The sequence below is a fragment of the Stenotrophomonas sp. PD6 genome (assembly GCF_049199305.1).
Taxonomy (GTDB): Bacteria; Pseudomonadota; Gammaproteobacteria; order Xanthomonadales; family Xanthomonadaceae; genus Stenotrophomonas.
The window spans coordinates 369,647-393,444 of the sequence record NZ_JBLZQD010000004.1 but is presented as its reverse complement, the minus strand read 5'-3'; the positions used below and the strand labels follow the sequence as shown (position 1 = coordinate 393,444).

Annotated in this window: 20 protein-coding genes; 6 read left to right on the top strand and 14 right to left on the bottom strand. The window is 68.7% G+C overall.

Annotated elements, in window-relative coordinates; genetic code table 11:
• Positions 1-183: 183 nt before the first annotated feature.
• Positions 184-993 carry a DUF4349 domain-containing protein gene (locus tag ACOZHM_RS09430; protein ID WP_421568981.1) on the bottom strand — a complete coding sequence of 270 codons (810 nt, stop codon included), beginning with the start codon at positions 991-993 and terminating at the stop codon, positions 184-186.
• A complete protein-coding gene (locus tag ACOZHM_RS09425) occupies positions 993-1,349 on the bottom strand; it encodes a GFA family protein (RefSeq protein WP_421568980.1) in 357 nt (118 codons plus the stop codon). Before ACOZHM_RS09425 ends, ACOZHM_RS09430 begins: the two co-directional genes overlap by 1 nt.
• A gap of 103 nt (positions 1,350-1,452) precedes the next feature.
• On the opposite strand from ACOZHM_RS09425, the gene ACOZHM_RS09420 reads away from it, so the two are divergent.
• Positions 1,453-3,261, top strand: a complete 1,809-nt coding sequence (locus ACOZHM_RS09420; RefSeq protein WP_421568979.1) for a DUF885 domain-containing protein — start codon at positions 1,453-1,455, stop codon at positions 3,259-3,261.
• Between the two features lie 583 nt (positions 3,262-3,844).
• On the opposite strand, the gene smrA is transcribed toward ACOZHM_RS09420, so the two are convergent.
• On the bottom strand, positions 3,845-5,680 hold the full coding sequence (gene smrA, locus ACOZHM_RS09415; RefSeq protein ID WP_421568978.1) for a multidrug efflux ABC transporter SmrA: 1,836 nt from the start codon (positions 5,678-5,680) through the stop codon (positions 3,845-3,847).
• A 99-nt stretch (positions 5,681-5,779) separates the two neighbouring features.
• Positions 5,780-7,345, bottom strand: coding sequence for a serine hydrolase (locus ACOZHM_RS09410; protein WP_421568977.1), 1,566 nt, complete (start codon positions 7,343-7,345; stop codon positions 5,780-5,782).
• A 131-nt stretch (positions 7,346-7,476) separates the two neighbouring features.
• On the opposite strand from ACOZHM_RS09410, the gene ACOZHM_RS09405 reads away from it, so the two are divergent.
• From ACOZHM_RS09405 to ACOZHM_RS09395, 3 genes are read left to right on the top strand one after another with little or no spacing between them, the layout of a single operon-like run.
• A complete protein-coding gene (locus ACOZHM_RS09405; RefSeq protein WP_421568976.1) occupies positions 7,477-7,917 on the top strand; it encodes a VOC family protein in 441 nt (146 codons plus the stop codon).
• On the top strand, positions 7,914-8,729 hold the full coding sequence (locus tag ACOZHM_RS09400; protein ID WP_421568975.1) for a DUF72 domain-containing protein: 816 nt from the start codon (positions 7,914-7,916) through the stop codon (positions 8,727-8,729). The genes ACOZHM_RS09405 and ACOZHM_RS09400 overlap by 4 nt, the downstream gene beginning before the upstream one ends.
• A 28-nt stretch (positions 8,730-8,757) precedes the next feature.
• Complete coding sequence (locus tag ACOZHM_RS09395) at positions 8,758-9,705, top strand: DMT family transporter (protein WP_421568974.1); 948 nt, start codon at positions 8,758-8,760, stop codon at positions 9,703-9,705.
• A gap of 7 nt (positions 9,706-9,712) precedes the next feature.
• On the opposite strand, the gene ACOZHM_RS09390 is transcribed toward ACOZHM_RS09395, so the two are convergent.
• The 6 genes from ACOZHM_RS09390 to ACOZHM_RS09365 all read right to left on the bottom strand — a co-directional run bounded on the left by ACOZHM_RS09390 (position 9,713) and on the right by ACOZHM_RS09365 (position 19,409).
• Positions 9,713-10,873, bottom strand: a complete 1,161-nt coding sequence (locus tag ACOZHM_RS09390; protein ID WP_421568973.1) for an AAA family ATPase — start codon at positions 10,871-10,873, stop codon at positions 9,713-9,715.
• 306 nt (positions 10,874-11,179) lie between these two features.
• A complete protein-coding gene (locus tag ACOZHM_RS09385; protein ID WP_421568972.1) occupies positions 11,180-12,250 on the bottom strand; it encodes a GGDEF domain-containing protein in 1,071 nt (356 codons plus the stop codon).
• Between the two features lie 76 nt (positions 12,251-12,326).
• A complete protein-coding gene (locus ACOZHM_RS09380; protein ID WP_421568971.1) occupies positions 12,327-13,049 on the bottom strand; it encodes a pseudouridine synthase in 723 nt (240 codons plus the stop codon).
• Positions 13,050-13,086: 37 nt separating this feature from the next.
• Positions 13,087-14,802 carry a diguanylate cyclase gene (locus ACOZHM_RS09375; protein ID WP_421568970.1) on the bottom strand — a complete coding sequence of 572 codons (1,716 nt, stop codon included), beginning with the start codon at positions 14,800-14,802 and terminating at the stop codon, positions 13,087-13,089.
• Positions 14,803-14,865: 63 nt separating this feature from the next.
• Positions 14,866-17,274 (bottom strand): putative bifunctional diguanylate cyclase/phosphodiesterase, encoded by a 2,409-nt coding sequence (locus ACOZHM_RS09370; RefSeq protein WP_421568969.1) that lies wholly within the window; start codon positions 17,272-17,274, stop codon positions 14,866-14,868.
• Positions 17,275-17,459: 185 nt separating this feature from the next.
• On the bottom strand, positions 17,460-19,409 hold the full coding sequence (locus ACOZHM_RS09365; RefSeq protein ID WP_421568968.1) for a DEAD/DEAH box helicase: 1,950 nt from the start codon (positions 19,407-19,409) through the stop codon (positions 17,460-17,462).
• Positions 19,410-19,666: 257 nt separating this feature from the next.
• On the opposite strand from ACOZHM_RS09365, the gene ACOZHM_RS09360 reads away from it, so the two are divergent.
• On the top strand, positions 19,667-19,897 hold the full coding sequence (locus tag ACOZHM_RS09360; protein WP_421568967.1) for an RNA-binding S4 domain-containing protein: 231 nt from the start codon (positions 19,667-19,669) through the stop codon (positions 19,895-19,897).
• A 29-nt stretch (positions 19,898-19,926) separates the two neighbouring features.
• Here the strand turns inward: ACOZHM_RS09360 and ubiM are convergent, their stop codons facing one another.
• The 4 genes from ubiM to ACOZHM_RS09340 form a co-directional block, all read right to left on the bottom strand.
• Positions 19,927-21,150 carry a 5-demethoxyubiquinol-8 5-hydroxylase UbiM gene (ubiM, locus tag ACOZHM_RS09355; RefSeq protein WP_421568988.1) on the bottom strand — a complete coding sequence of 408 codons (1,224 nt, stop codon included), beginning with the start codon at positions 21,148-21,150 and terminating at the stop codon, positions 19,927-19,929.
• Between the two features lie 90 nt (positions 21,151-21,240).
• A complete protein-coding gene (locus tag ACOZHM_RS09350; RefSeq protein WP_421568966.1) occupies positions 21,241-21,642 on the bottom strand; it encodes an MAPEG family protein in 402 nt (133 codons plus the stop codon).
• Positions 21,643-21,660: 18 nt separating this feature from the next.
• Positions 21,661-22,185, bottom strand: a complete 525-nt coding sequence (locus ACOZHM_RS09345) for a DUF4019 domain-containing protein (RefSeq protein WP_421568965.1) — start codon at positions 22,183-22,185, stop codon at positions 21,661-21,663.
• Positions 22,186-22,246: 61 nt separating this feature from the next.
• Complete coding sequence (locus tag ACOZHM_RS09340) at positions 22,247-23,389, bottom strand: hypothetical protein (RefSeq protein ID WP_421568987.1); 1,143 nt, start codon at positions 23,387-23,389, stop codon at positions 22,247-22,249.
• Positions 23,390-23,560: 171 nt separating this feature from the next.
• Here ACOZHM_RS09340 and ACOZHM_RS09335 point away from each other — a divergent pair.
• Positions 23,561-23,798: Ada metal-binding domain-containing protein (locus tag ACOZHM_RS09335; RefSeq protein WP_421568964.1), on the top strand; the 238-nt coding region annotated here is incomplete at its 3' end.

Sequence of the window (23,798 nt, the reverse complement as noted above, 5' to 3'; positions counted from 1 at the left end):
CCCCCACCCCCCCCCCCCCCCCCCCCCCCCCCCCCCCGCCCCCTCCCCCCCCCCCGCGCCCCCCCCCGCCCGGGGGGGGCGGGGGGGGGCGCCGCCCCCCCCCCCCCCCCCCCCCCCCCTACCCGGGTGGCGCGCCCCGTGGTGGCGCCCACCCGGCAGGTATGCACCCTTGGTGCATACGCGTTACGGTGTGGACGAAGCCCGTCGACGTCGCCGCCACAGCTTCAACCCGATCCACCCGAACAGCCACGCCACCAGCACCACCGGCAGCAACGCCGCGACCGCACGGATGACAAACGCCACACTGGTGGTGAGTGTCGCGCCGAATTCGCTGACCGCCTCGCCGATCTCGCTGCGGCTGCGCTGACCCGACGGCGTCTGGAAGCGCAACGTGAGCAGCTGCGTATCGATGCGCCGCCGCTGGTTGGCGGCCTCCTTGTTGGCCTGCTCCAGTCCTGCCTCGATCTCGGACAGGCGCTGGGTGATCACCAGCAGGTCCGCGATCCTGATGCTCTTGTCGTCCTGGTAGGCCAGCAGGCGTTCGTGCTCCTTCTGCAGCCGCGCCTTGGTCAAGGCCGTGTCGGCGACCTGCTGGGCGAGGTCTTCGGCCTGGGTGTTGCGCGAGGCGACATCGCCGCCTTTGCCGGCCAGCCCGATCAGCGGTTCCACGCCCTTGGGCGCGATCCGCACCCGGATCGATCCGGAGGGGTACTCACCGCCCTGCTGTCCCACCTGCAGCACCGCGCAGTCGCCGAACTGGCTGGACTGGCAGGCGTCGCTGATCTGCTTCACCCGCGGCCCGATCTGCGCGGCGTCCAGCTGGATGTCCACGTCATGCTCGTAGGCGAGCGAAGCGCCCTCCGGCGACGCCACCGCGCCCGCAGGCGCGCCACTGGCCAGGCTTTCGTGTTCCTTTTTGCTGCAGCCGGCCAACGCCAGCACCAGCAGCATCCCTGCCCAGGCAGCCTTGTGCTGCCGCTGCATCCCTGTCATCACATGCTTGCTCCATCGAAGAAGTTGATCTTGAGTCCTGCCAGGTCCAGCGCCGGCAGGCAGCGCACATTCACCGCCACCATCGCCTGCCCGCTGCGCGGGTCGACACCCTCGCTGAACGGGGCAATGCCGCAGTCGCGGCAGTAATGGTGCTGCAGGTGGTGCTTGTTGAACTGGTAGGTGGCGACAGCGGCCGGGTCTGTATTCAGGGTCAGCGCCGCACGCGGGCCGAACCAGAGCAGCCCGCCGCGCCGCCGGCACAGCGAACAATTGCAATCCACCACCTCGGTGATGGGCGCCTCAGCCTGGACCACGAACGCGATCTGCCCGCAATGGCAGCTTCCTTCGTACTGCATGGCACACCTCCCGGCGGGAAAGCGTCATGGTAATCCAATGGCACGGGCGGGAACCCAGCGATGCCGCCTATGCTGGGCGATTGTCCACAGCACAGGATCGCCGATGCGCCAGCATCTTCTCGCCCTCGCCCTGATCGCCGCCCTGGGTGGCTGCCAGCAGGCCGATGCCCCCACCGCCCCGGCCGGCACGTCGGCCACCGCACCCGCCGCCGACGCGGCGGTGGATGCCGCCTTCGCCGACCTGTCCAAGCGCGCCCTGGACACCTGGATGCAGCTGTCGCCGATCAGCGCCACCCAGATCGGCGACCACCGCTACGACAGCGAGATCGACGACCTCAGCGCCGCCGGCCAGCAGAAGATGCTGACCGCCTACAAGGGCCTGCTCGGCGAGCTGGACAAGGTCGAGGTGAGCAAGCTCTCGCGCGAGAACCAGGTGGACGCGGCGATTCTGCGTAACCAGCTGCAGTCCGAGATCTGGAACGCCGAGGTGCTGCAGGCGTCCAAGTGGGACCCGCAGATCTACAACGGCACCGCAGGCAGCGCCCTGTACGGCCTGATGGCCCGCGAGTTCGCGCCGCTGCCCGACCGCCTGAAGTCGGCCACCGCGCGCATGGAGAAGCTGCCGCAGATCTTCGCCCAGGCCCGCGAGAACCTGGACCCCGCGCGCGTGCCGAAGATCCATGCCGAGACGGTTGCCAAGCAGAACAAGGGCATCCTCAGCATCGTCGATACCTTCATCACCCCGCACATCGGCGAGCTGCCGGCCGAGGATGGCAAGCGCCTGCAGGCCGCCATCGATGGCCTGAAGAAGGCCGTGGACGAACAGCAGACCTGGCTGGACAAGACCCTGGTGCCCAACGCCAAGGGCGACTTCCGCATCGGCGCCGAGCTGTACGACCAGAAGCTGAAGTTCGCGCTGAATTCCTCGCTGTCGCGCGCCGAGATCGGTGAGCGCGCCCGCGCCGAGCTTACCCGCGTGCGCCAGGACATGTACGGCATCGCGCAGACCGTGCTCAAGGACAAGCCGGGCGCACCGGCGCTGCCGGCCAACCCGACCGACGAGCAGCAGCAGGCCGCGATCGAAGCCGCACTTGAGCTGGCGTACGCCGACAAGCCGGCGCGCGACAAGGTGGTCGACGACGCCAAGGCGGCGCTGGCCCAGTCCACCGAGTTCGTGCGCAAGCACGACCTGATGACCCTGCCCGATTCGCCGGTGGACATCATCCTGATGCCGGAATTCCAGCGCGGCGTGGCCGTGGCCTACTGCGATTCGCCGGGCCCGCTGGACAAGAACCTGAAGACCTTCTACGCGGTCTCGCCGATCCCGGACGACTGGACCGACAAGCAGGTCGACTCGTTCCTGCGCGAATACAACAGCCGCATGATCCACCTGCTGAGCATCCACGAAGGCACCCCGGGCCATTACCTGGAAGGCTGGCATTCGGGCAAGTTCCCCTCCACGCTGCGCGCGGTGCTGCGTTCGGGCCTGTTCGCCGAAGGCTGGGCGGTCTACACCGAGCGCATGATGCAGGAGCAGGGTTACCTGGATAACGACCCGCTGTTCCACCTGGTGCAGCTGAAGTTCTACCTGCGCACCATCTCCAACGCGATCCTGGACCAGGGCGTGCACGTGGACAACTGGACGCGCGAGCAGGCGATGCACCTGATGACCCACGACGCCTTCCAGCAGGAAAGCGAAGCGTCGGGCAAGTGGGTGCGCGCGCAGCTGACCTCGGCGCAGCTGCCGACCTACTTCGTGGGCGCGCAGGAACACTTCGACACCCGCAAGGCGGTGCAGGAAAAGCAGGGCGACAAGTTCAATCTGAAGGCCTACCACGACCAGATGCTGTCCTACGGCGCCCCGCCGGTGCGCTTCGCCCGCCAGCTGATGCTGGACCAGCCGATCGAGTGATGGGTGGGTAATACCGACTGGTAGTGCCGACTGTTAGTCGGCAACCAAAAAAAAACGGCCCGGTGAGAACCGGGCCGTTTTGCATATTCGTGCGTAGAGCAGCGTTTCTATTGTTCCGTGCCGGGGCGGCCGTCGGGCAGCCCCGCTCCGGGACACGCCGTGAACCCATCCATGGGGGCTGCTAGAAAACATCCATGTTTTCTAGCGTCCCTCCGGGGGCTACCCGCCGGCCGCCCCCTCATGCATCGCGTGGAGCGGATGGTAGAGCAGCGACGCATGGCGTCGCTCTACCGCCATACCGATCATTTTCATGCATTACCGGACGTTGGTTGTTTCATTGCAGTCGTTTGGGAACCGACCCTACCTCGTAGAGCGACGCCATGCGTCGCTGCTCCCTCCCTCCGCGAACGGCCCACTGTCGGGGACGGTCGGCGGGCAGCCCCCGGAGGGACGCTAGAAAACATGGATGTTTTCTAGCAGCCCCCATGGATGGGTTCACGGCGTGTCCCGTAGGGGGCTGCCCGTCGACCGTCCCACACGCAGGAACTGAAACGCTGCCGTTGCCGTTGCCATTGCCGTTGCCTTACCCGGCATCCGCAGCCACAAACCCGCCGGTCTGGCGCGCCCACAGGCGCGCGTACAGACCGCCTGAAGCGACCAGTTCCGCGTGCGTGCCGGTCTCCACGATGCGACCCTGGTCCATCACCACCAGCCGGTCCATGCGCGCGATGGTGGACAGGCGGTGCGCGATGGCGATCACCGTCTTGCCCGCCATCAGTTCGTCCAGGTTGTCCTGGATCGCTGCCTCCACTTCCGAATCCAATGCCGACGTCGCCTCGTCCAGCACCAGGATCGGCGCGTCCTTGAGCAGCACGCGCGCGATCGCGATGCGCTGGCGCTGTCCGCCGGACAGCTTCACCCCGCGCTCGCCCACGTGTGCGTCGTAGCCCTGCCGCCCTTCGGCGTCGCGCAGCGTGTCGATGAAGGCCGCCGCGCGCGCCTTGGTCACCGCCGCGCGCAGCTGCTCCTCGGTGGCATCCGGGCGGCCGTACAGCAGGTTGTCGCGGATCGAACGGTGCAGCAGCGAGGTGTCCTGGGTCACCACGCCAATCTGCCGGCGCAGGCTTTCCTGGGTGACCTCGGCTATGTCCTGCCCGTCGATGCGGATGTGCCCGCTTTCCAGGTCGTACAGGCGCAGCAGCACATTGACCAATGTCGACTTGCCCGCGCCAGACGGACCGACCAGACCGATTTTTTCGCCCGGCTTGACCGCCAGGTTCAGCCCGGCGATCACGCCGCCCTGCTTGCCGTAATGGAAATGGATGTCGTCGAAGCGCACGCCGCCTTCGCTGACCACCAGCGGCACCGCGTCGGGGCGGTCCTGCACGCTCAGCGGCTGCGCGATCGTGGTGATGCCGTCCTGCACCGTGCCGATGTCCTCGAAGATGCCGTTGATCGTCCACATGATCCAGCCGGACATGTTGTGGATGCGGATCACCAGCCCGGTGGCCAGGGTAATCGCGCCCACGCTGATGTTGCCGTGGCTCCACAGCCACAGCGCCAGGCCGCAGGTGCCGGCGATCAGGAAGCCGTTGACGATGGCGATGGTGAGATCCATGCCGGTCGTGACCCGAGTCTGGCGGCGGTGCTTTACCGCCAGTTCCTCGATCGCCTCGGCCACATAGGCCTGTTCGCGCCCGGCGTGGGCGAACAGCTTCAACGTGGGAATGTTGGTGTAGCCATCCACGATCCGGCCCATCGCCTTGGAACGCGCTTCCGAGGCGATCCAGGCGCGTTCCTTCGCCCGTGGCACGAAGTACCACATGATCGCCACGTAGGCGGCCAGCCACAGCAGCAGCGGAATCATCAGCCGCCAATCCGCCTGCGCGAACAGGTACAGCGCGGTGCCGGTGTAGACCACGATGTACCACAGCGAATCGACCATCTGCACCGCCGACTCACGCAGCGAAGTCCCGGTCTGCATGACCCGGTTGGCCATGCTGCCGGCAAAGTCATTCTGGAAGAACGACAGGCTCTGGCGCACCACATAGTTGTGCATCAGCCAGCGCGAGCGGTTGCTCAACCCGGGCACGATGGCCTGGTTGACCAGCAGGTTGTGCAGGCCGACCAGCACCGGCCGGGCAATCAGCGTGATCGCGGCCATCCACAGCAGCGTATCGGCATGGCGTGCAAAGAAGCTGGGGTCCGGCTGCTCGGCGACCATGTCGACGATGCGGCCGAGGAAGTCGAACATCGCCACTTCCACCAACGCCAGCAGCAGCCCGGCAATCAGCGTGGCCAGCAGTACCGGCCACACCGGGCGCAGGTAGTGGATGTAGAACGGCACCACGCGACGCGGCGGCATGCGCGCGTCGATGGGCGGGAAGACCGGAATCAACGACTCGAACCAGCGGAACATCCTGTCACCTGAAACAAACAGCAAGGCGCCAAGTATCCCACGGGCCACGTAAACGCGGCCGCAAGACGGCGGCGCCGACCCTGGGCCGGCGCCACGTAATCAGTTGGCCGGGGTCAGCAGCAGATCCTGGAAATCGAAACTGAAGTCGGTCAGCGACGACACCGCCTGCATGCGCACCTCGCGCACCTTGCCGTCCGGGTCCAGGCTGAAATTCACGAATGCATCGGCGTTGAGCGAGCGGTCGTCCCAGCGCACGATGAAGGTGTCGTGCTGCCAATGCTCCATCGTGCCCACCAGCTGCGCGGTCTTGCCGAAGCGCAGGCGCAGCTTGCCGCCGCGCGGTTCGACAAACACTTCGCCATACCACGGGTCGCGGTAGGTGCCTGCATAGCCGGTCAGCGGCAGCGACGGCGTGCTCTTCGCATTGCGCGCGGCCTGGTGCGCGGCCCAGCCTTCGTCGGCCTTGTCCTGCGCCTTGGCGACCGCGGCGGCATAGGCGGCCACCCAGTCCGTGGGCGGGGCGTCGAGATAGGCGTCGAGCACGTCCATCGTGATCGCGTTGAACGCGGCGCCGACTTCCTGGTTGGTCAGCACCACGATGCCAAGGTTCTCGCCGGGCACCAGGGTGACCCGCGAGACCATGCCCGGCCAGCCGCCGGTGTGCCACACCAGCTTCTGCCCACGGTAGTCGCTCAGGCTCCAACCCTCACCGTAGCCGGCGAAGTTCGGGCGCGCGGCCGCCAGCGCCGGCACGCTCGGCTCGGGCACCCCCTGCGGCGTGATCATCTGCCACATCGCCTGCTGGGTCTTCGGGCTGAACAACGGCGTGCCGTCTTCCAGCTTGCCCTGCGCCAGCTGCACGTTCATCCAGCGCGCCATGTCATGCGCGCTGGAGTACAGCCCGCCGGCACCGGCATTGTTGGACCAGGTCAGCGGCGCGACGGTGCGCAGCGCGGTGAAATCGTACTTGGCATGGCCCACGGCGGCCTTGTCGCCCGGCTGCAGGTGGTCGGCGTTGAAGCGGGTGCCGGCCATGCCGACCGGGGTGAAGATGCGCTGCTGCAGGAAGTCCGCATAGGACTGCCCGGAGACCTTCTCGATGACCTGTTGCGCCACCGCATACAGGATGTTGTCGTAGGCGTAGCGGTCGCGGAAGCCGGCCTTCAGCGGCACCTTGCCCAGGCGCTGCACCACCTCGGCGTTGCTGTAGCTCGTCGTAGGCCAGAACAGCAGGTCGCCGGCGCCCAGGCTGAGCCCGCTGCGGTGCGCGAGCAGGTCGCGGATGCGCATCTCGCCGGTGACGTACGGGTCGGACATGCGGAACGACGGCAGGTGGTCGATGACCCGGTCGTCCATCTTCAGCTTGCCCTGCTCGGCCAGCAGGTTCAGCGCGGTGGCGGTGAACGCCTTGGTGTTGGAGGCGATGGCGAACAGCGTGTCGGCCTGCACCGGCGCCGGCTTACCCAGCTCACGCACGCCGTAGCCGCGCTCCAGCACCACCTGTCCGTCCTTGACCACCGCCACGGCGATGCCGGGCACGTCGAACTGGCTGCGCACGCGTTCCACCGTGGCCTCCAGCCGGGTGTCCAGTTCGGTCGGCACGGCCGCCGACGCCAGGGGTGCACATGCCAGCAGCACCACGCCTCCAATCCAGGATGTGTTCAATCAGTGTCTCCAGTCCGATGTTGCCGGGGTGTCGAGGCCGCGGCCGTGGCCCCGCCGGTTTCGCGCGATGGTAACGCCCCGCGCCGCAGGCTCGCCTGTGCCAGAAGCCCGCCCCGTCCCGGAGTACCCGCATGACCGCGCCCACCCCCACCGGCTCCACCATCATTCCCTGCCTGCGCTACCGCGATGCCCGCGCCGCCATCGCGTGGCTGGAACGCGCCTTCGGATTCACCGCGCAGGCGGTCTATGCAGAAGGCGACATCGTCTACCACGCCCAGCTGGTCTACGGCGCCGGCATGATCATGCTCGGCTCGGTCGACAACGGCGGCGCCTGGGGCAAGCTGGTGGTTCAGCCCGATGAAGTGGGCGGCCGCGAGACCCAGAGCGCCTGCGTGATCGTCGCCGATCCCGATGCGCACTACGCACGCGCCGTCGCCGCCGGGGCCGAACTGGCCATCGACATCGCCGACCAGGACTACGGTGGGAGAGGCTATGCCTGCCGGGACCTCGAGGGCCACCTGTGGTGGTTCGGCAGCTACGACCCGTGGCAGGCGGAGACGGGCGCTCCATGAGTACGGCCCCGGGTACGATCCGCACGGGCATCGGCGGTTGGGTCTTTCCCGCCTGGCGCGGCGGCACGTTCTATCCGGCCGGCCTGCCCCAGCGTGAGGAGCTTGCCCATGCCAGCCGGCAGCTGGGCTGCATCGAGATCAACAGCACGTTCTACCGGGCGCAGAAGCCGGCGGTCTACGCGCAGTGGCGCGAGCAGACGCCGGAAGGCTTCCGCTTCTCGGCCAAGGCCCCGCGCACGATCACCCAGACCCACGACCTTGCCGCCGCCGGGGCGCGCGCCGACGGCTTCATCCAGGGCATCAGTGCACTGGAGGATCGGCTCGGCCCGCTGGTCTGGCAGTTCGGGCAGACCCACCCGGCGGGGGCACAGGAATTCGATCGCTTCCTGGACGCCTTGCCGCGCAAGGCCGGTGGCCGCGTGCTTCAGCACGCCCTGGAAGTACGCAATGCTGGCGCATGGACGCCGGAACTGGTCGCCGTGGCACGGGCGCACGGTGCGGCGCTGGTGTTCAGCAACTCCGCCGACTACCCCAGCTTCGCCGACCCCACCGCCGGTTTCGTTTACGCACGGCTGATGCAGTCGCGCGCCAACCTGCGCGCCGGCTACCCCGAACGCACCCTGGAACAATGGTGCCTGCGCGCGATGCGCTGGGCGCGCGGCGACGACAACCCGGACCTGCCGCATGTGGCGGCCGATGCGGAACCCTCCGCGCCCCGCGAGGTGTATGTGCTGTTCATCGGCGCGGCCAAGCACCGCAACCCCGGCGCGGCGGTGGCGCTGCGCAGACAATTGCAGCAGGTAGGCGCGTAACGCATCCGGATTACCGCACAATATGCGGATGCCGATGACCGACACCCGCAGAGCCCTCCTGCAAATCCATTTCTGCGTGCTGCTGTGGGGCGTCACCGCCATCCTCGGCAAGCTCATTACGCTGCCCGCGCTGCCGTTGGTGTGGTGGCGCATGCTGCTGGTGGTGGCGATGCTGGCGCTGCTGCCGCGCGTGTGGCGCGGGCTGCGCCAACTCAGCCCCGCGCTGTTCGCCGGCTACTGCGGGGTGGGCGCACTGGTCGCGCTGCACTGGCTCACCTTCTACGGCGCGGTGAAGCTGGCCAATGCCTCGGTGGCCGCCACCTGCATCGCGCTGGCACCGGTCTTCACCGCCGTGATCGAACCATGGGTGGCCAAGCGCCCCTTCCAGCTGCGTGAACTTCTGTTCGGCATCGCCGTATTGCCCGGCGTGGGCATGGTGGTGGGCGGCGTGCCCGACGGCATGCGCCTTGGCGTGCTGGTCGGTGCGATGTCGGCCCTGCTGGTGGCGATCTTCGGTTCGCTCAACAAGCGCCTGGTCAGCCATGCCGACCCGCTGACCGTCACCGCGGTGGAACTCGGTGCCGGCACCGTGACCCTCACCCTGCTCGCGCCGCTGCTGCCCTTCCTGCTGCCGGCACTGGCCAGCCCGCTGTGGGTGGTGCCGGACCTGCACGACAGCCTGCTGCTGCTGGCCCTGGCCGGCGTGTGCACGCTGCTGCCGTTCGCGCTGGCGCTGGTCGCCCTGCGTCACCTCAGTGCCTACACCGTGCAGCTGGTCACCAACCTGGAACCGGTCTACGCGATCCTGCTGGCAGTGGTGCTGCTCAGCGAACAGCGTGAGCTCACGCCGCTGTTCTACGCCGGCGTGGCGATCATCGTGGGCGCCGTGTTCCTGCACCCGTTGTTGAACCGGCGGAAGAAGGTGCAGCACCCGGAGATACTGGGTACGTCCGAGGCGCGTAATATCGCGGATTGATTGGGCTCTACCGGTCCGGCCAGTACCAGGCGGGGGCGTCCAGCAGGCCTTGGCCCTGGATCGTGGTGCGGCTCATCTGCTTCTCCAGTGCGATCGGATTGCACAGCGGCGATTCGCGCAGCGCCGCCACCAGCCGCGAGGAATGCGATACCACCCACAGCTGGCTGCGCGCGGTAGCGGCAATGATCAGCCGCCCCAACGCCGGCAGCAGGTCCGGGTGCAGGCTGGTCTCCGGCTCGTTGAGCACCATCAGCGGTGGCGGCCGCGGCGTATGCAGCGCCGCGATCAACAGCAGGTAGCGCAACGTACCGTCGGACAGCTCGGCCGCCGACAGCGGGCGCAGCAGGCCGGGCTGCTGGAATTTCAGGAACAGCCGGCCTTCGCCGCCTTCGATCAGCACCTCCGCACCGGGAAACGCATCTTCCACCGCGGCCGCCAGGCCCTCTTCGTCGCCCACCTCGACGATGGTCTGCCAGGCCGCCGCCAGGTCGCGACCATCGTGGGCCAGCACCGGCGTGCGCGTGGCCAGCGGCGACTGACGGGCCGGCGCATCGGCGTCGCTGCGGAAGTGGTCGTAGAAGCGCCACGCCCGGATCGTCTCGCGCAGGCTCAGCACTTCCGGCATCCGCTGCGGATCGACCGGGTGCGAGAACACGCTCTCGAACATCGATACCCGATCATCCACGATCTCCCACTGCCGGCCGTGGCGACGCCGCAGCACCGGGCCGCGCCGCTCCACGAGCACGCTGCTGCGGCGCAGGAACGGGCCGGCCCAGATGCTTTCGCATTTGATCTGCGGGTCCCGCGCGAAGGCGGAGCGGTAGGGCACCGGAAAGCCCAGATCGATCGCATAGCCGAATTCCTCGCCGGCAAATCCCAGCCGCAACGCCACCGGATCGCCCGAACCAGTGCCCTGCACCGGCACCTCGCCCTGCAGCATGGCGCGGCTGAGCGTGCCCGGTCCGGCCCACAGTGCCGACTGCAGCCCGCCCTCGCGTGCCAGCGCCGCGGCGACTCCGCCCTGGGCGGTATCGGCCAGCAGCCGCAGCGCGCGGTACAGACTGGACTTGCCGCTGCCGTTGTCGCCGGTCACCAGGTTCAGCGCCCCCATCGGCACGACCAGGTCATGCAGGGAGCGGTAGTTGGAAACGGCCAGGGTCTGCAGCATGGGCGGAGTCCGCAGGAAAAGGGACGGCAGGATGCCAGTGATAGATCGCAGATATTGCGAATGGTGGCGTGATCGACCCAGCCAATCTCCAATCCAGAACAACCGCAGCCAGGCATGGCCAGGCTCTACCCGCCGTTGTTCAGCGAATCACCGACCCTCTGTCAAAGGCTGGCGGGGGTGGGTTTGCAGGACCGTAGAGCGCCATGGATGGCGTGAACGAGCCTACAGGGACGTACTTGCGGCGTGTCCTGCAAACCCACCGCCGCCGGCCAAGCCAAGGGCGCCCACAGACCAAGTCTCTCAATCTCAGGTCGCCAGCTCAACCCGATTCCGCCCGTTCCCCTTGGCCCGGTACAACGCCGCATCCGCCCGCTCCAGCGTCTGCTCGACGGTGTCGCCTGAACGATGCGCTGCCACCCCGATGCTGACCGTCACCGGGAACCCCAGCGGCAAGTCGGAAACGGCCATACGCAGGAAATCGCACTGCAGCTCCGCCGTGCGCAGGTCCGTGTCCGGCATCAGCACCACGAATTCCTCGCCACCGTAGCGCGCCGCCAGCCCCCGCCCGGAGAACTGCGCCCGCAGCAGCACGCCCAATTCCGCCAGTACCCGGTCGCCCGTGGCATGCCCGTTGAAATCGTTGATCTGCTTGAAATGATCGATATCCAGCAACGCCACCGCCGTCTGCCGTGGCTGCCCGTCCGCGTCCACCACCGACGCTTCCAGTGCCACCGACATCGCGCGGCGGTTCGGCAACCCCGTCAGCACGTCCGTGCGGCTCTGCTCCGCCAGGTCCGCATTCTGCGCCAGCAACACGTCGTGGTACTCGCTGAGCAGCCGCTCGTAATCGTCGCGCTCCACCATGTGGGTCTGGATGTCGAGCGCGAAGCGGCGCAGTTCCATCACCAGCATCACCTGCCGCGACAGCGCCGCCAGCGCCTCGGTCTGCTGCGCGTCCAGCTGGTGCGGCTGCGGATCGAATACGCACAGCGTCCCCAGCGGCAGGCCGTCGTTGCTGATCAGCGGCGCGCCCGCGTAGAAGCGCACCTTGGGATCGCCGGTCACGATCGGATTGTCGTGGAAGCGCAGATCGGTCCGCGCGTCCTCGATGACCATCACCTGTGCCGGCTGCAGGATCGCATGCCCGCACATCGACTCCGAACGCGGCAGCTCCTGTGCGTCGGTGCCCTGGATCGACTTGAACCACTGCCGTTCCGCATCGATCAGCGTCACGGCTGCCATCGATGTCCCGCACACCGCCCTGGCGATGGTGACCAGGTCCTCGAAGGACTTTTCTTTCTCCGAATCAAGAATGCGGTAGCGGTACAGCGCCGCCAGGCGCACGGCTTCATCTGCGGGCTTTTCGGGTTTGATCATGGAGCAGCGGCAATCCGGGATCTGACCGCAGTCTAGCCCGAGCCACCCGGTCAATGGTTACCGGCCCGTGCAGGACTTACCAGTCCAGCTGCTTGGGCAGCAGCCCCTGCAACTCCGCGTCGGTCAGGTTGCGCCACTGGCCCGGCTTGAGCGCGCCGATCTTGATGTTGTCGATGCGTACCCGGCGCAGCTGCGTGACCCGGTAGCCGAAGGCCGCGGCCATCAGGCGGATCTGCCGGTTCAGGCCCTGCTGCAGAATGATGCGGAAGCCGAACTTCGCGATGCGCGACGCGCGGCAGGGCAGCGTGGTTTCATTGTGGATATGCACGCCGCGCTGCATGCCGCGCAGGAACTCGTCGGTGACCGGCTTGTTGACCGCCACCAGGTACTCCTTCTGGTGGCCGTTTTCCGCGCGCAGGATCTGGTTCACGATGTTGCCGTTGCTGGTCATCAGGATCAGCCCTTCCGAATCCTTGTCCAGCCGGCCGACCGGGAAAATGCGCTGCTCGTGGCCCACGAAGTCCACGATGTTGCCCTTCACCGCCGTCTCCGTCGTGCAGGTGATGCCCACCGGCTTGTTCAGCGCGATATAGACGTGGCGGCGGCCGCCGATCTTCTTGGCCTCGCGGGCGCGCAGCGGCTGGCCGTCGACCAGCACCGTGTCGTCCTCGCCGACCACCGCGCCGGTGCCGGCGGCCTGGCCGTTGACGGTGACACGGCGTTCGCCGATCAGGCGATCGGCCTCGCGGCGGGAACAGAAGCCGGTTTCGGCGATGTACTTGTTGAGTCGGGTTGTCATCCCGCCATTATCCGGCAAAACCCGCGGCGGCGCGGCGTCATACCACCACGGGATCGTCCGCCGGCGCCGGCTGCTCCGCGTCGCACACCTGGTTGCGCCCGGCACGCTTGGCCCGGTACATCGCGTGGTCGGCGCGCCGCAGCAGGCCCGCCAGGTCGTCCCGGCCCGGCCGCAGCACCGCCGCACCGATGCTGGCCGTCACCGCCAGCCCGGCAATGCCCAGCACCGCGCTCACCGACGCCACCTGCTGGCGCACGTTTTCCAGCCGGGCCAGCGCGGCGGCGTGGCCGGCGCCGGGCAGCAGCACCAGGAACTCCTCCCCGCCCATCCGGATCACGTCGTCCTGGCTGCGCACCGATCCGCGCAGCCCACGCGCCACCGCTACCAGCACCTGGTCGCCCACCTCGTGGCCGAACTGGTCGTTGATGTCCTTGAACAGGTCGATGTCCAGGAAGCCGATCGCCAGGGGCTGGTGTTCGAGCGTGGCGCGCTCCATGTGACGCGCCAGCAGGCGCAGCCCGGCACGGCGGTTCGGCAGCCCGGTCAGCCCGTCGGTGTCGGCCAGCTGGCGCATTTCGTCGCGCTGCTGGCGCAGCCGGCCCAGGCGCAGGTTCAGGGCATAGGCCGACATCATCAGGAACCAGGTCGCCGACAGCTGCAGCGCCTCGATCCGGTAGGCGGTCAGCCAGCGCACCTCCAGCGCGTCGGCGATGATCATGATCCACCACGGGGCCAGCGCCAGCAGTCCGGCCAGCGCGTAGCCGTCGCGGCGCCACAGGGCCCACAGGCCCACGCCGAGGCAGACCACGCAGCCAAACACATGCACGTGCTCCAGCGCCGACGCCGTCCACGCCAGTGCGGCCAAGCCCATCCAGGGCACGCACAGCCCCGCCGCCACCAGACCCCACAGCACGGCCTGCTGGCCGGCGCGCGAGCCCGGCCAGAGCCGATCGCCGCCGTTGAGCCGCCACAGCACCGGCAGCAGCACCGCCTGCGCGAACGCGCTGAGCGCCACCAGCCACCACGCCGCGCGGTCATGCACCGGCAGCCACGGCTCCGGATACCCGCTCAGGCCGCCGAGCACCGCCTGCCACAAGACGAACACCAGGCAGACCGCGACATAGATGAGGAAGGAGCGGTCCTTGGCGGTGACGTACCCCATCAGGGCCGACAGGCCCAGCGCAATCACCACGGCAATGCAGGCGGCGCGCACCAGCAGCCGTGCGGTGTCGTTCTGCTGCACCGGGCTGGGCGCGCCGAGTCGCACCGTGGGAATCCAGCCGGGCTTGAGGGGCGTCGTCCACGACACCACGATGGGCTCGCGCTCGCCGGCCTCGGGCACCACCACCATGCCGACCCCCGCCCGGAAGCGCGAGTCGCGGGTGCGCGCGTCGTGCATGTTGCCGCAGATCTCGCGGTCGCCGTGGCTGATCCGGACCTCGCCGGTCAGCACACCGAACACGTCCACCGCCTGCGGTGCACCCGACCAGCCCTCGGCCGGGGCCGCGACGGCCAGCACCTGCTGGTGACGGGCCAGCACGTCGGGCATACAGGCACGCTGCGGGGTCTGTTCGTCCGTCGCCGCACCGAGCAGCAGCACGTCGCGCCCCGGCTGCGCCGTGCCGGCAAGTGCCGTGGCCGGCAACAGCAGGCACAACAGCCACGCCAGCCAGCGTGCAGCCGCCACCGTCCCGCCTGACCCGCCGTGCCTGCGCCTCACACCACCACCCTGTTGTCGTGCGCCGGCACGCATGCCGCGCGCCGTCCCCTGCCCGTGATTATCGCAGCATTGCCGGCCCACGGCCTGTGCCCGGGCTCAACGCCCATGCGACGAGGCGTCCCGCCACAACGCCGGCTGCGTCATCTTCTCCAGCGCCATGGGTCGCTCGATCGCATAGCCCTGCAGTCCATCCACCCCCATCGCCTGCAACTGCCCGGCGACCTCCCTGGATTCCACCCACTCGCCAATCACCGTCATGTGCAGCTCGCGGCCGATCTCGGTGATGGCCCGTACCGTGGCGCGGCTGACCGGGTCGATGTCCATGTCGCGGACAAATACGCCATCGATCTTCAGCATGTCGGCGGGCAGCTGGCGCAGGTAGCCGAAGGCCGACAACCCGGCGCCGAAATCGTCCAATGCCACCCTGCACCCCCGCGCCTTCACCCCTTCGACGAAGCTGCGCGCCTGGTCCAGGTTGCTGATCGCCGCGGTTTCGGTGATTTCGAAGCACAGCTTGCGCGCCAGCCCGCGGTTGCGCTCCAGCAGGTCGCATACGTAGGCCAGGAAACTGGGCTCGGCAATCGATTGCGCCGACACGTTGACGTTGCACAGCCCGAGCCGCTGCAGATGCGCCGGACACACCTGCAGGTGGCGGAACAGCAATCCGAGCACGTGCCGGTCCAGGGCCATGCCCATGCCGTAGCGCTCCACGGCCGGCATGAATTCCCCGGGCGCCTGCAGCTGGCCTTCACGGTCGCGCATGCGCACCAGCACTTCGTAGTGCAGGAAAGCGGGATCGCCGACCCATTCGATCCGCTGCGCGTACAGCAGCATCCGGTTCTCGGCGATGGCGCTGGACACCTGCGCCAGCCGCTCGGCTTCGAGCAACCGCTCTTCCAATGCCATGCGGTTCTCATTGAAGCAATGCACGCGGTTGCGTCCGGCCTGCTTGGCCGCGTAACAGGCACTGTCGGCCGCGCTCATCAGCCAGTTCACATCCGTCACCTCGGCGGTGATCTCCACCACGCCGATGCTGCAGCTCACCCTGGGCAGGCCATCGTCGCGCTGGAATCCGGCCTGCCCCAGCGTGCGCACGATCCGTTGCAGCACCTGCTTGGCCTCCTCCTGGCGCGCGCCGGCAAGGAACAGCACGAACTCGTCGCCGCCCATCCGCCCGACCCAGTCGCCCTCGCGTACCGCCCCCACCAGGTAGTCGGCAAAGCCGCGCAGCAGCTGGTCGCCAGCGGCGTGGCCGAGGCCGTCGTTGACCAGCTTGAAGTAGTCCAGGTCCAGGTAGCACAGGCTGTGGGTACCGCCGTGGCTGCGCACATCCAGCAGCGCCAGTTCGAGCAGGCGTTCGATCTCGCGGCGGTTGATCAGCCCGGTCAAAGGGTCGTGGCTGGCATGGCGTTCCACCTCGCGCGCGAGCGCGTGGTTCTGCGAGACATCCTCGATGATGGCGAACACCCGTGGCGCGCGCCCCGGACTGCGCACCAGCGTGCCACTCCAGCGCCCCCACAGCAGGCCGCCGTCGGCGCGCAGGAAGCGCAGTTCGCCCGGACGCAGCTGCCGGGTCCAGTCGATGTCGCCGGCCTCGTCCAGTACCAGCTCGCCCTCCTGCAACAGGTCCGGAAGGCGCATGCCGAGCAGCACGTCGCGGCGGTACCCGAGAATGTCGGCCATGGCCTGATTGGCTTCGACGATGCCACCGCCCGTGTCCAGTTTGAGCATGCCCACGGTGGCCTGGTAGAACGCGGCCCTGAAGCGGCTCTCCTTGTCGATCAGATCGTTGCGTACGCGCCGCGCCAGCAGCACCGCCATCAGGGTGATGAGCAGTACCGACAACCCGCCGACGATGAGCGTTGCCATGCGCACGATAGAGGCGGTGTTGAGCAGCGCCAGCGAGAATGCCTTGGCCTGCGCCTGCAGGCTGCGGTCCAGCGCCTGCAGCTGCACCAGCAGCGCCTCGCGCATGGCCGGGGACGGTCGGGCGGACGCATGCATCGCCTCGGCCGCATCGGCCAGCTGGACCAGCTGGCTGAGGCCCCGGTCGGTCTGCCGCCACAGACGGACCGCGTCGCGGAAGTAGCCCACATGGCCCAGGTAACGGAAGGACACGATCAGCCGGTTGATGTCGCCCGGCGCGTTGCCGCCCTGTGCGAAGCCGCGCCGGGCGCGCGCCAGGTCCAGTTCGTCCTGCTCCAGCGCGATGCGCGCATCGCGGTCGCCCAGCGGCACCTCCAGCGCCTCGCGCGCTTCGGCCAGCGCCGCCGGGTTGCCGGACGCGATGTAGCGCTCCAGGGCGAAGCTGGCGTGCTGCTGGCTGCGTGACCAGTGGCTCTGCCCCACGATCCACGCCGTGGACGCGCCCTGCAGCTCCTGGATCAGGGCCGACAGCCCGACCAGTCCGATGGCCATCCCCGTAAGCAGAACGAACCGCAGGGTCAAGCCCCGCGTCACATACGGTACGGCGCTACTGCCAACGTCCCTGCTGCCTCCCAGCATCGCCTCGCCTCCGGTGCCATCGTGGGGTGCGGTGTCTCCTCTGCCTCAGGCTAGGACCAGACCTGTTGAGATGGCGCGAAACCGGCGTGACTGGCCTCCACCGTGTGAAAACGACAACGCCAGCCCGAAGGCTGGCGTTGTCAGTACGCACCGCGATGTCATGCCGGCCGTGGGCCGGCAGCGGCTCAGCTGCGCGGACCGCGCGGCTTGAAGCCGTCGCGACGCGGCGGGCGGTCGTTGCCGCCCGGGCCGCCGCGATGGCCACCCGGCGCACCCGGGCCACCCGGCTTGCCGCCACGGCCGAACTTCGGCTTGAACGGCGGACGAGCCGACGGGGTCAGGTCTTCACCCGGCTCCACCTTGCGCATCTGAAGCTGCTGGCCCGACACCCACACCTTCTTCAGGTGGGTGAGCAGGTCGCTCGGCATTTCGGCCGGCAGGTCCAGCACGGAGAAATCGTCGTGGATGTCGATGCGGCCGATGAAGCGGCTCTCCAGCCCGGCTTCATTGGCGATCGCGCCGACGATGTTGCCCGGCTTCACGCCGTGCACGTGGCCCACTTCGATGCGGAAGGTTTCCATGCCCTGCTCCGGGGCACCGCGCGGGGCGATGTCACGGCGCGGGGCGCGCTCGCCACCGTCGCTGTTGCCGAAATCGGATTCCGGACGCGGCGGACGCGGGCCGCGGTCGTCTTCACGACGCGGGCCACGCTCGAAACGCGGCTCGAAACGGGCCGGGCGTTCGCCACGGTCATTGCCACGCTCGTTGCGCTGATGCGGGGCACGCTCTTCACGTGCGCCGCGCACCGGCGGGGTCAGCAGGAACGGCGAATCGCCCTGCAGCAGCTTGGCCAGCGCGGCGGCGATATCGATCGCCGGCACGTTCTTCTCGCCTTCCAGCTTCTGCAGCAGGTCGCGGTAGAATTCGGTGCCGCCGGCGTCCAGCGCATCGCTGATGCGGCTCATGAACTTGGTGATGCGGGTGTCGTTGACCGCGTCCACGCTCGGCAGCTGCATCTCTTCGATCGGCTGGCGGGTGGCGCGCTCGATCGCACGCAGCATGCCCTTCTCGCGCGGGGTGGCGAACAGGATCGCGTCGCCGGTGCGGCCGGCACGGCCGGTACGGCCGATGCGGTGCACGTAGCTTTCGGTGTCGTACGGGATGTCGTAGTTCAGCACGTGGCTGATGCGTTCCACGTCCAGGCCGCGCGCGGCCACGTCGGTGGCCACCAGGATGTCCAGCTTGCCTTCCTTCAGCATGCCGATGGTGCGCTCGCGCTGCGCCTGCTGCATGTCGCCGTTGATGGCGGCAGCGGCCAGGCCGCGGGCCTGCAGCTTCTCGGCCAGTTCTTCGGTGGCCGCCTTGGTGCGCGAGAAGATGATCATCGCGTCGAACGGCTCCACTTCCAGGATGCGGGTCAGCGCATCGAGCTTGTGCATGCCGCTCACCCACCAGTAACGCTGGCGGATGTTGGCCGACGTGGTGGTCTTGCTGACGATGGTGACTTCGGCCGGGTTCTGCAGGTAGGTCTGCGCGATGCGGCGGATCTGCGACGGCATGGTGGCCGAGAACAGCGCCACCTGGCGGGTTTCCGGCAGCTTCTTGAGCACGGCCTCGACGTCGTCGATGAAGCCCATGCGCAGCATTTCGTCGGCTTCGTCGAGCACCAGCGTCTTCAGCTCGGACAGGTCCAGCGTGCCGCGCTCCAGGTGGTCGATCACGCGGCCCGGCGTACCCACGATCACGTGGACGCCACGGCGCAGGGCCTGCAGCTGCTGGCCGTAGGGCTGGCCGCCGTAGACGGGCAGCACGCGGAAGCCCGGAATGCCCGAGGAGTAGGTCTGGAAGGCCTCGGCGACCTGGATGGCCAGTTCGCGGGTCGGCGCCAGCACCAGCACCTGCGGCTTGGTCTGGTTGAAATCGAGGTTGGACAGGACCGGCAGCGCGAAGGCGGCGGTCTTGCCGGTACCGGTCTGGGCCTGGCCCAGCACGTCGCGACCTTCCAGCATGGCCGGAATGGTGGCGGCCTGGATCGGCGACGGGGTTTCATAGCCGACGGCGGCAACGGCCTTCATCACAGCGTCGGACAGGCCGAGGTCTGCGAACAGCAGCGGCGTGGGGGATTCTTGGGACATGGGGAACTCCGAAGCACTGCCATTCACATGGGCAGTGCGATAAAAAAAGGGATGGTCCGCGCTTTGGGCGCCCTTTCTTATCGCGTGCCCTGGCGCTGCTCGGTCTGGAGGAGAATTCACTCGCTCAGGGCGCGATGATACCGCATCGTTCCTGAACAACGTGTACAGATTCCCGCATGAATGCCGCGCTGGCGCACAATACGCGCCCTCATCCGGCCCGGCCGCCCGTCGGCGCCCCTTCACAGGATACCCGTTCCATGCAGACCCTCGAATTTGAACTGGACCGCGACTACGTCGAGCTCAAGCAGCTGCTCAAGCTGGCCGACCTCGTCACCAGCGGCGGCGAAGCCAAGACCGTGATCGGCGACCGCCAGGTCCTGGTCGACGGCGAGGTGGAAACGCGCAAGGCCTGCAAGATCCGCGCGGGCCAGCAGGTTCAGTTCGGCGACACGGTGATCAACATCCTGGCCGATTCCGAGGCCCCGTGATGGCGGGTGTCACGACCAACGGTCGTGACCTACCCCGATGATTGCGTCAAATGCGCCGCAATCAACTGCCGGAACGGCGCCACCCGATGGGCCAGCCGCAGCCCGGCCCGGCGCAGCATGCGCGCCGGCAGGCGGTCGTCGGTGTAGAGCGTGGCGATCGCATTGGTCGCCTCATACAGCGGCCGCGAGGCCAGCCGGTGGCCGCGCTCGTAAGCGGCCAGGCCCGCGGGCGCCGCGATGTCGGTGCCCCGCTCCGCCGCCCGGCGCAGCACCGCCGCCAGCCGGTCCTGGCTCTGCAGGCCCAGGTTGAACCCATGCGCGGTCACCGGATGCATGCCCACGGCGGCATCGCCGATCAGCGCGCAGCGTTCGCCCACGAAGGCGTTGGCATACACCCCCACCAGCGGGTAGGCGATGGGACGCGCGGCCGGCGTCATCGCGCCCAAGCGGTGGTCGAAGAAGGTGCTGATGCTGCGGCCAAACGCCGCCTCGTCCTGCGCCAGCAACGCCTCGATGTGGCGCGGGGGCAGCGTGATCACCGCCGAGGCCTGGTCGCCGTTGAGCGGCAGCAGCGCCATCGTGCGGCCGTACCCGAACCACTCCCATGCCGTGTGCCGGTGCGGCACCTCGATCTGCATGCGGCACACCAGCATCGACTTGCCGAAGTCGCGCATGCGCGCGCCGATGCCGAGCATGCGCCGGGTCGAGGAGAACCGGCTGTCGGCCGCCACCACCAGGCGCGCGTGGAAGCGCCGCCCGTCGGCCAGGATCACCTCGCTGTGCGGGCCCCCGGGCAGGATGCCGCGCACGCTGGCCTGGTCCAGCACCTGCAGGCCCTGCTGGCCCTGCACGCTGTCCCACGCCGCGCGACGAATGAGGTGATTGGGCACCAGCCAGCCCAGGTCTTCGCCCGTTGCCGCAGCGGCGGCAAAGGTGAGCGCGAACGGCGAATGCCCGTCCATCACCTTGGCGTCGCGCAGCGCGGCGATCTCGGCAGGATCGAGCCGGTCCCACACCCCCAGCGTCTCCAGGATCTGGCGGGACGCGTGGGTGAGTGCGATTTCGCGCCCGTCGAAGGCGGCCTCGGCCAGCGCAGCGCGCGGCTGCTGCTCGATCAGGGTCACGCTGAGGCCGCTGCCGGCCAGGGCGCGGGCGAAACACAGGCCTGCCGGCCCCGCCCCGACCACCACTACATCCACCGCTGTCGCGCTGCAGCACTGCGCGTCGTCGTCCGTCGTGCGCCCGTCCGGCATGATCCGTTCCTGCGGTTGCTTGTCCACGGACGAGCTTACCCCCGCCAGGCGCGCGCGTTCTTGATCTGGATCAGCCGTGTCGGCGGCGGTTCACGCCACGCCGTGCAGCAACGTCCACAGCAGCAGCACGATGCCCACCATCGACACCACCCAGACCAGGCTGCGGATATACGGAACGCCGGCGGCATACAGCGGCACGTAGACCAGCCGTGCCCAGAAATACAGCTGCACGGCCAGCGCCGTGGTGCTGTCCTGGCGCTGCGTCAGCACCACGGCCAGCACCGCCGCGGCGAAGAACGGGAACGTCTCCAGGAAGTTGGCCTGCGCACGCTGCAGGCGCCCCGCCACGGGTCCCGGCGGTGGCACGGCGCCGTCGCGGGCGGAGGCGTTCCAGGTGAGGCCGCGTTCGCGGGTGATGGCGCCGGCGGTGATCAGCACCTGGGCCAGGCCCAGCACGATCGCCCAGGCCAGCATCTGCATTTCGATACCCATGCAACGCTCCTTGGCAGATCAGGGGGTGGCCGCACGCACGCTGTAGCCGGCCAGGCGCCAGACGCGATCCTCGTCGAGACGGAACGAGACCAGTTCACGCACCGGCTGGGCGCTGTTGGCGAAACGGGTGGGGAAACTGACGTTGATGTAGAGGCCTTCCGGCACCGTGGCGCCGGGGCCGTACTTGACCCGGGTCACCACCGGCTGGCCACGCGAGGTGAGCGCGCCCAGGCGCTTGCGGTCGTTGCCCAGCTGGCTGACGAAGGCCTGCTCGGTCACCGACTTGCGGGCCACCGCGGACGCGCCTTTCCAGGCCTCGGCGGCGCGATTGGTGTCCACCAGTTGGGCCACCTGCAGGCCGGCAGCCGCCATTTCCGCGTTCTGCTTCTGCAACTGCGCCTGCTCTGCGGGACTCAGCGCGGGACGTGCCGGCGCGGCCGTGGGTGCCGGCCGCGCGGGTGCGGGCGCAGGCGTGGCCGGCGGCGGGGTCTGTGCGAGGGCGACGGCGGGAAGCAGGAGCGACAGCAGCAGCGGAACGCGCATCGGGACACCGTGGGCTGAAGTGGAGTGCGCTCCAGTCTACGGGAAGCTCGTGAGCGGACCGTCAGTTGCGTTCGGCCGCCTCCGGCGTCGGCTGGTCGGCATCGCTGGCGGTGCGCTCGGCCACGCCATCGCGCGGCGCGGTCACCGGCGGCGGCAACAGCGTGGAGACATCGATCTCCGACAGCGGGCTCTCGTCGGGACAGGTGGCATCCGGGAAGCCGAAGCGCTGCTTGAGCGTCTGACCGCAGCGGGTCACGGCCTCCAGCTCGCTGCCGTCGCGCTTGCACTCCTGGTCGAACGCGATCAGGAAGGCATCCTTGCGCCGCACGAAGTCGTCGCCGCACTTGCGCATCTGCTTGATCCGCTCCAAGTCGTCCTGGACCGCGTTGGTGCCATCCAGGCCGAACTGGCGCAGCTCGTCGCTGGTCAGCAGGCGCAGGCTGCGGTTGGGCACGGTCATCATCAGGTCGGCCACGCCGACGGCCACGCCGTTGCGCTGCAGGTAGTCCTTGACGTTGTCGTACACCTCGTGGAGTTCGCGGTTGAGTTCGGCGCGCGAGGTCGCCTTGGAACTGATCCGCATCATGCGGTGGATGCCGACCTTGCCCGACACCAGCCGGTTGTCGCCGGCGGCCAGCACGAACACGCAGGCGCTGTGGCAGACCGAGCCTTCGCGCACCCAGATGGTCCAGTTCGACTCGCCGATGCGGTCGCCGGCCACGATCGCCGCCTCGACCTGCCCGCCGCTGGAATCCAGGTCCAGGATGCGGCGCGAGATGCGCTGCGCGTCGGCGACCAGCGCCACCCGCGCGACCAGTTCGGAGAAGCCGGGGTTGATCTTGCCCACGTAGCGCACGCGCAGCAGGCCGCGTTCGGCGCACGGGGCCAGGGCGGCGTCGAGGGTGGCGCGGTCCAGCGCCTCCAGCGCGGCGCCATCACCGCCTTCCGCGGCGTAGTCGGTGTCGCAGCTGATCCAGGCCTTGCCGTTCTCCAGCGCCATTGCCGGCCAGCCCTGCTCGCCGCGTCGCGGCGGCGGTGGCGCCGGGGGCGGCGCGTCGGCGGCGTTGATCGACACCATGTTGTTGCCGTCGACGGCCTGCGCCCGCACCGCCTTGTCGGCGGCGGTGACATTACCGGGATTCTCCAGTGCGCCGCACGCGGCCAGCCCCAGGCACAACAACGACAACCAGCACGACTTGAGCAACATGGAGTCCTAAGGTTCCGACCAGAGCGTGCGCAATGCGACACGTGAAGACACAGTCTAGTGTGACTGGACCGATGTGCGGGAACCGGCCCTGAACCGGGCGGCCCCCGCGCTGCATTGATGTCCGAAAACGGCGAGCCAGGCGCCCGTCCGGCGCATAGACTGGCCCCCATGGACACCGCCCTGCCCCTTGACCACGCCGCCTGCGAACGTGCCCGCCTGGCCCGCGATGCGCGCTTCGACGGGGTGTTCTTCACCGCCGTGCGCAGCACCGGCATCTACTGCCGCCCGGTGTGCCCGGCGCCGGCACCGAAGCCGGCCAACGTGGACTACTACCCCACCGCAGCGGCCGCCCCCGCGGGCCGGGGGGGGCCCCGCGCCTCCATGTCCCCGTCCTGTGCCTGCGATT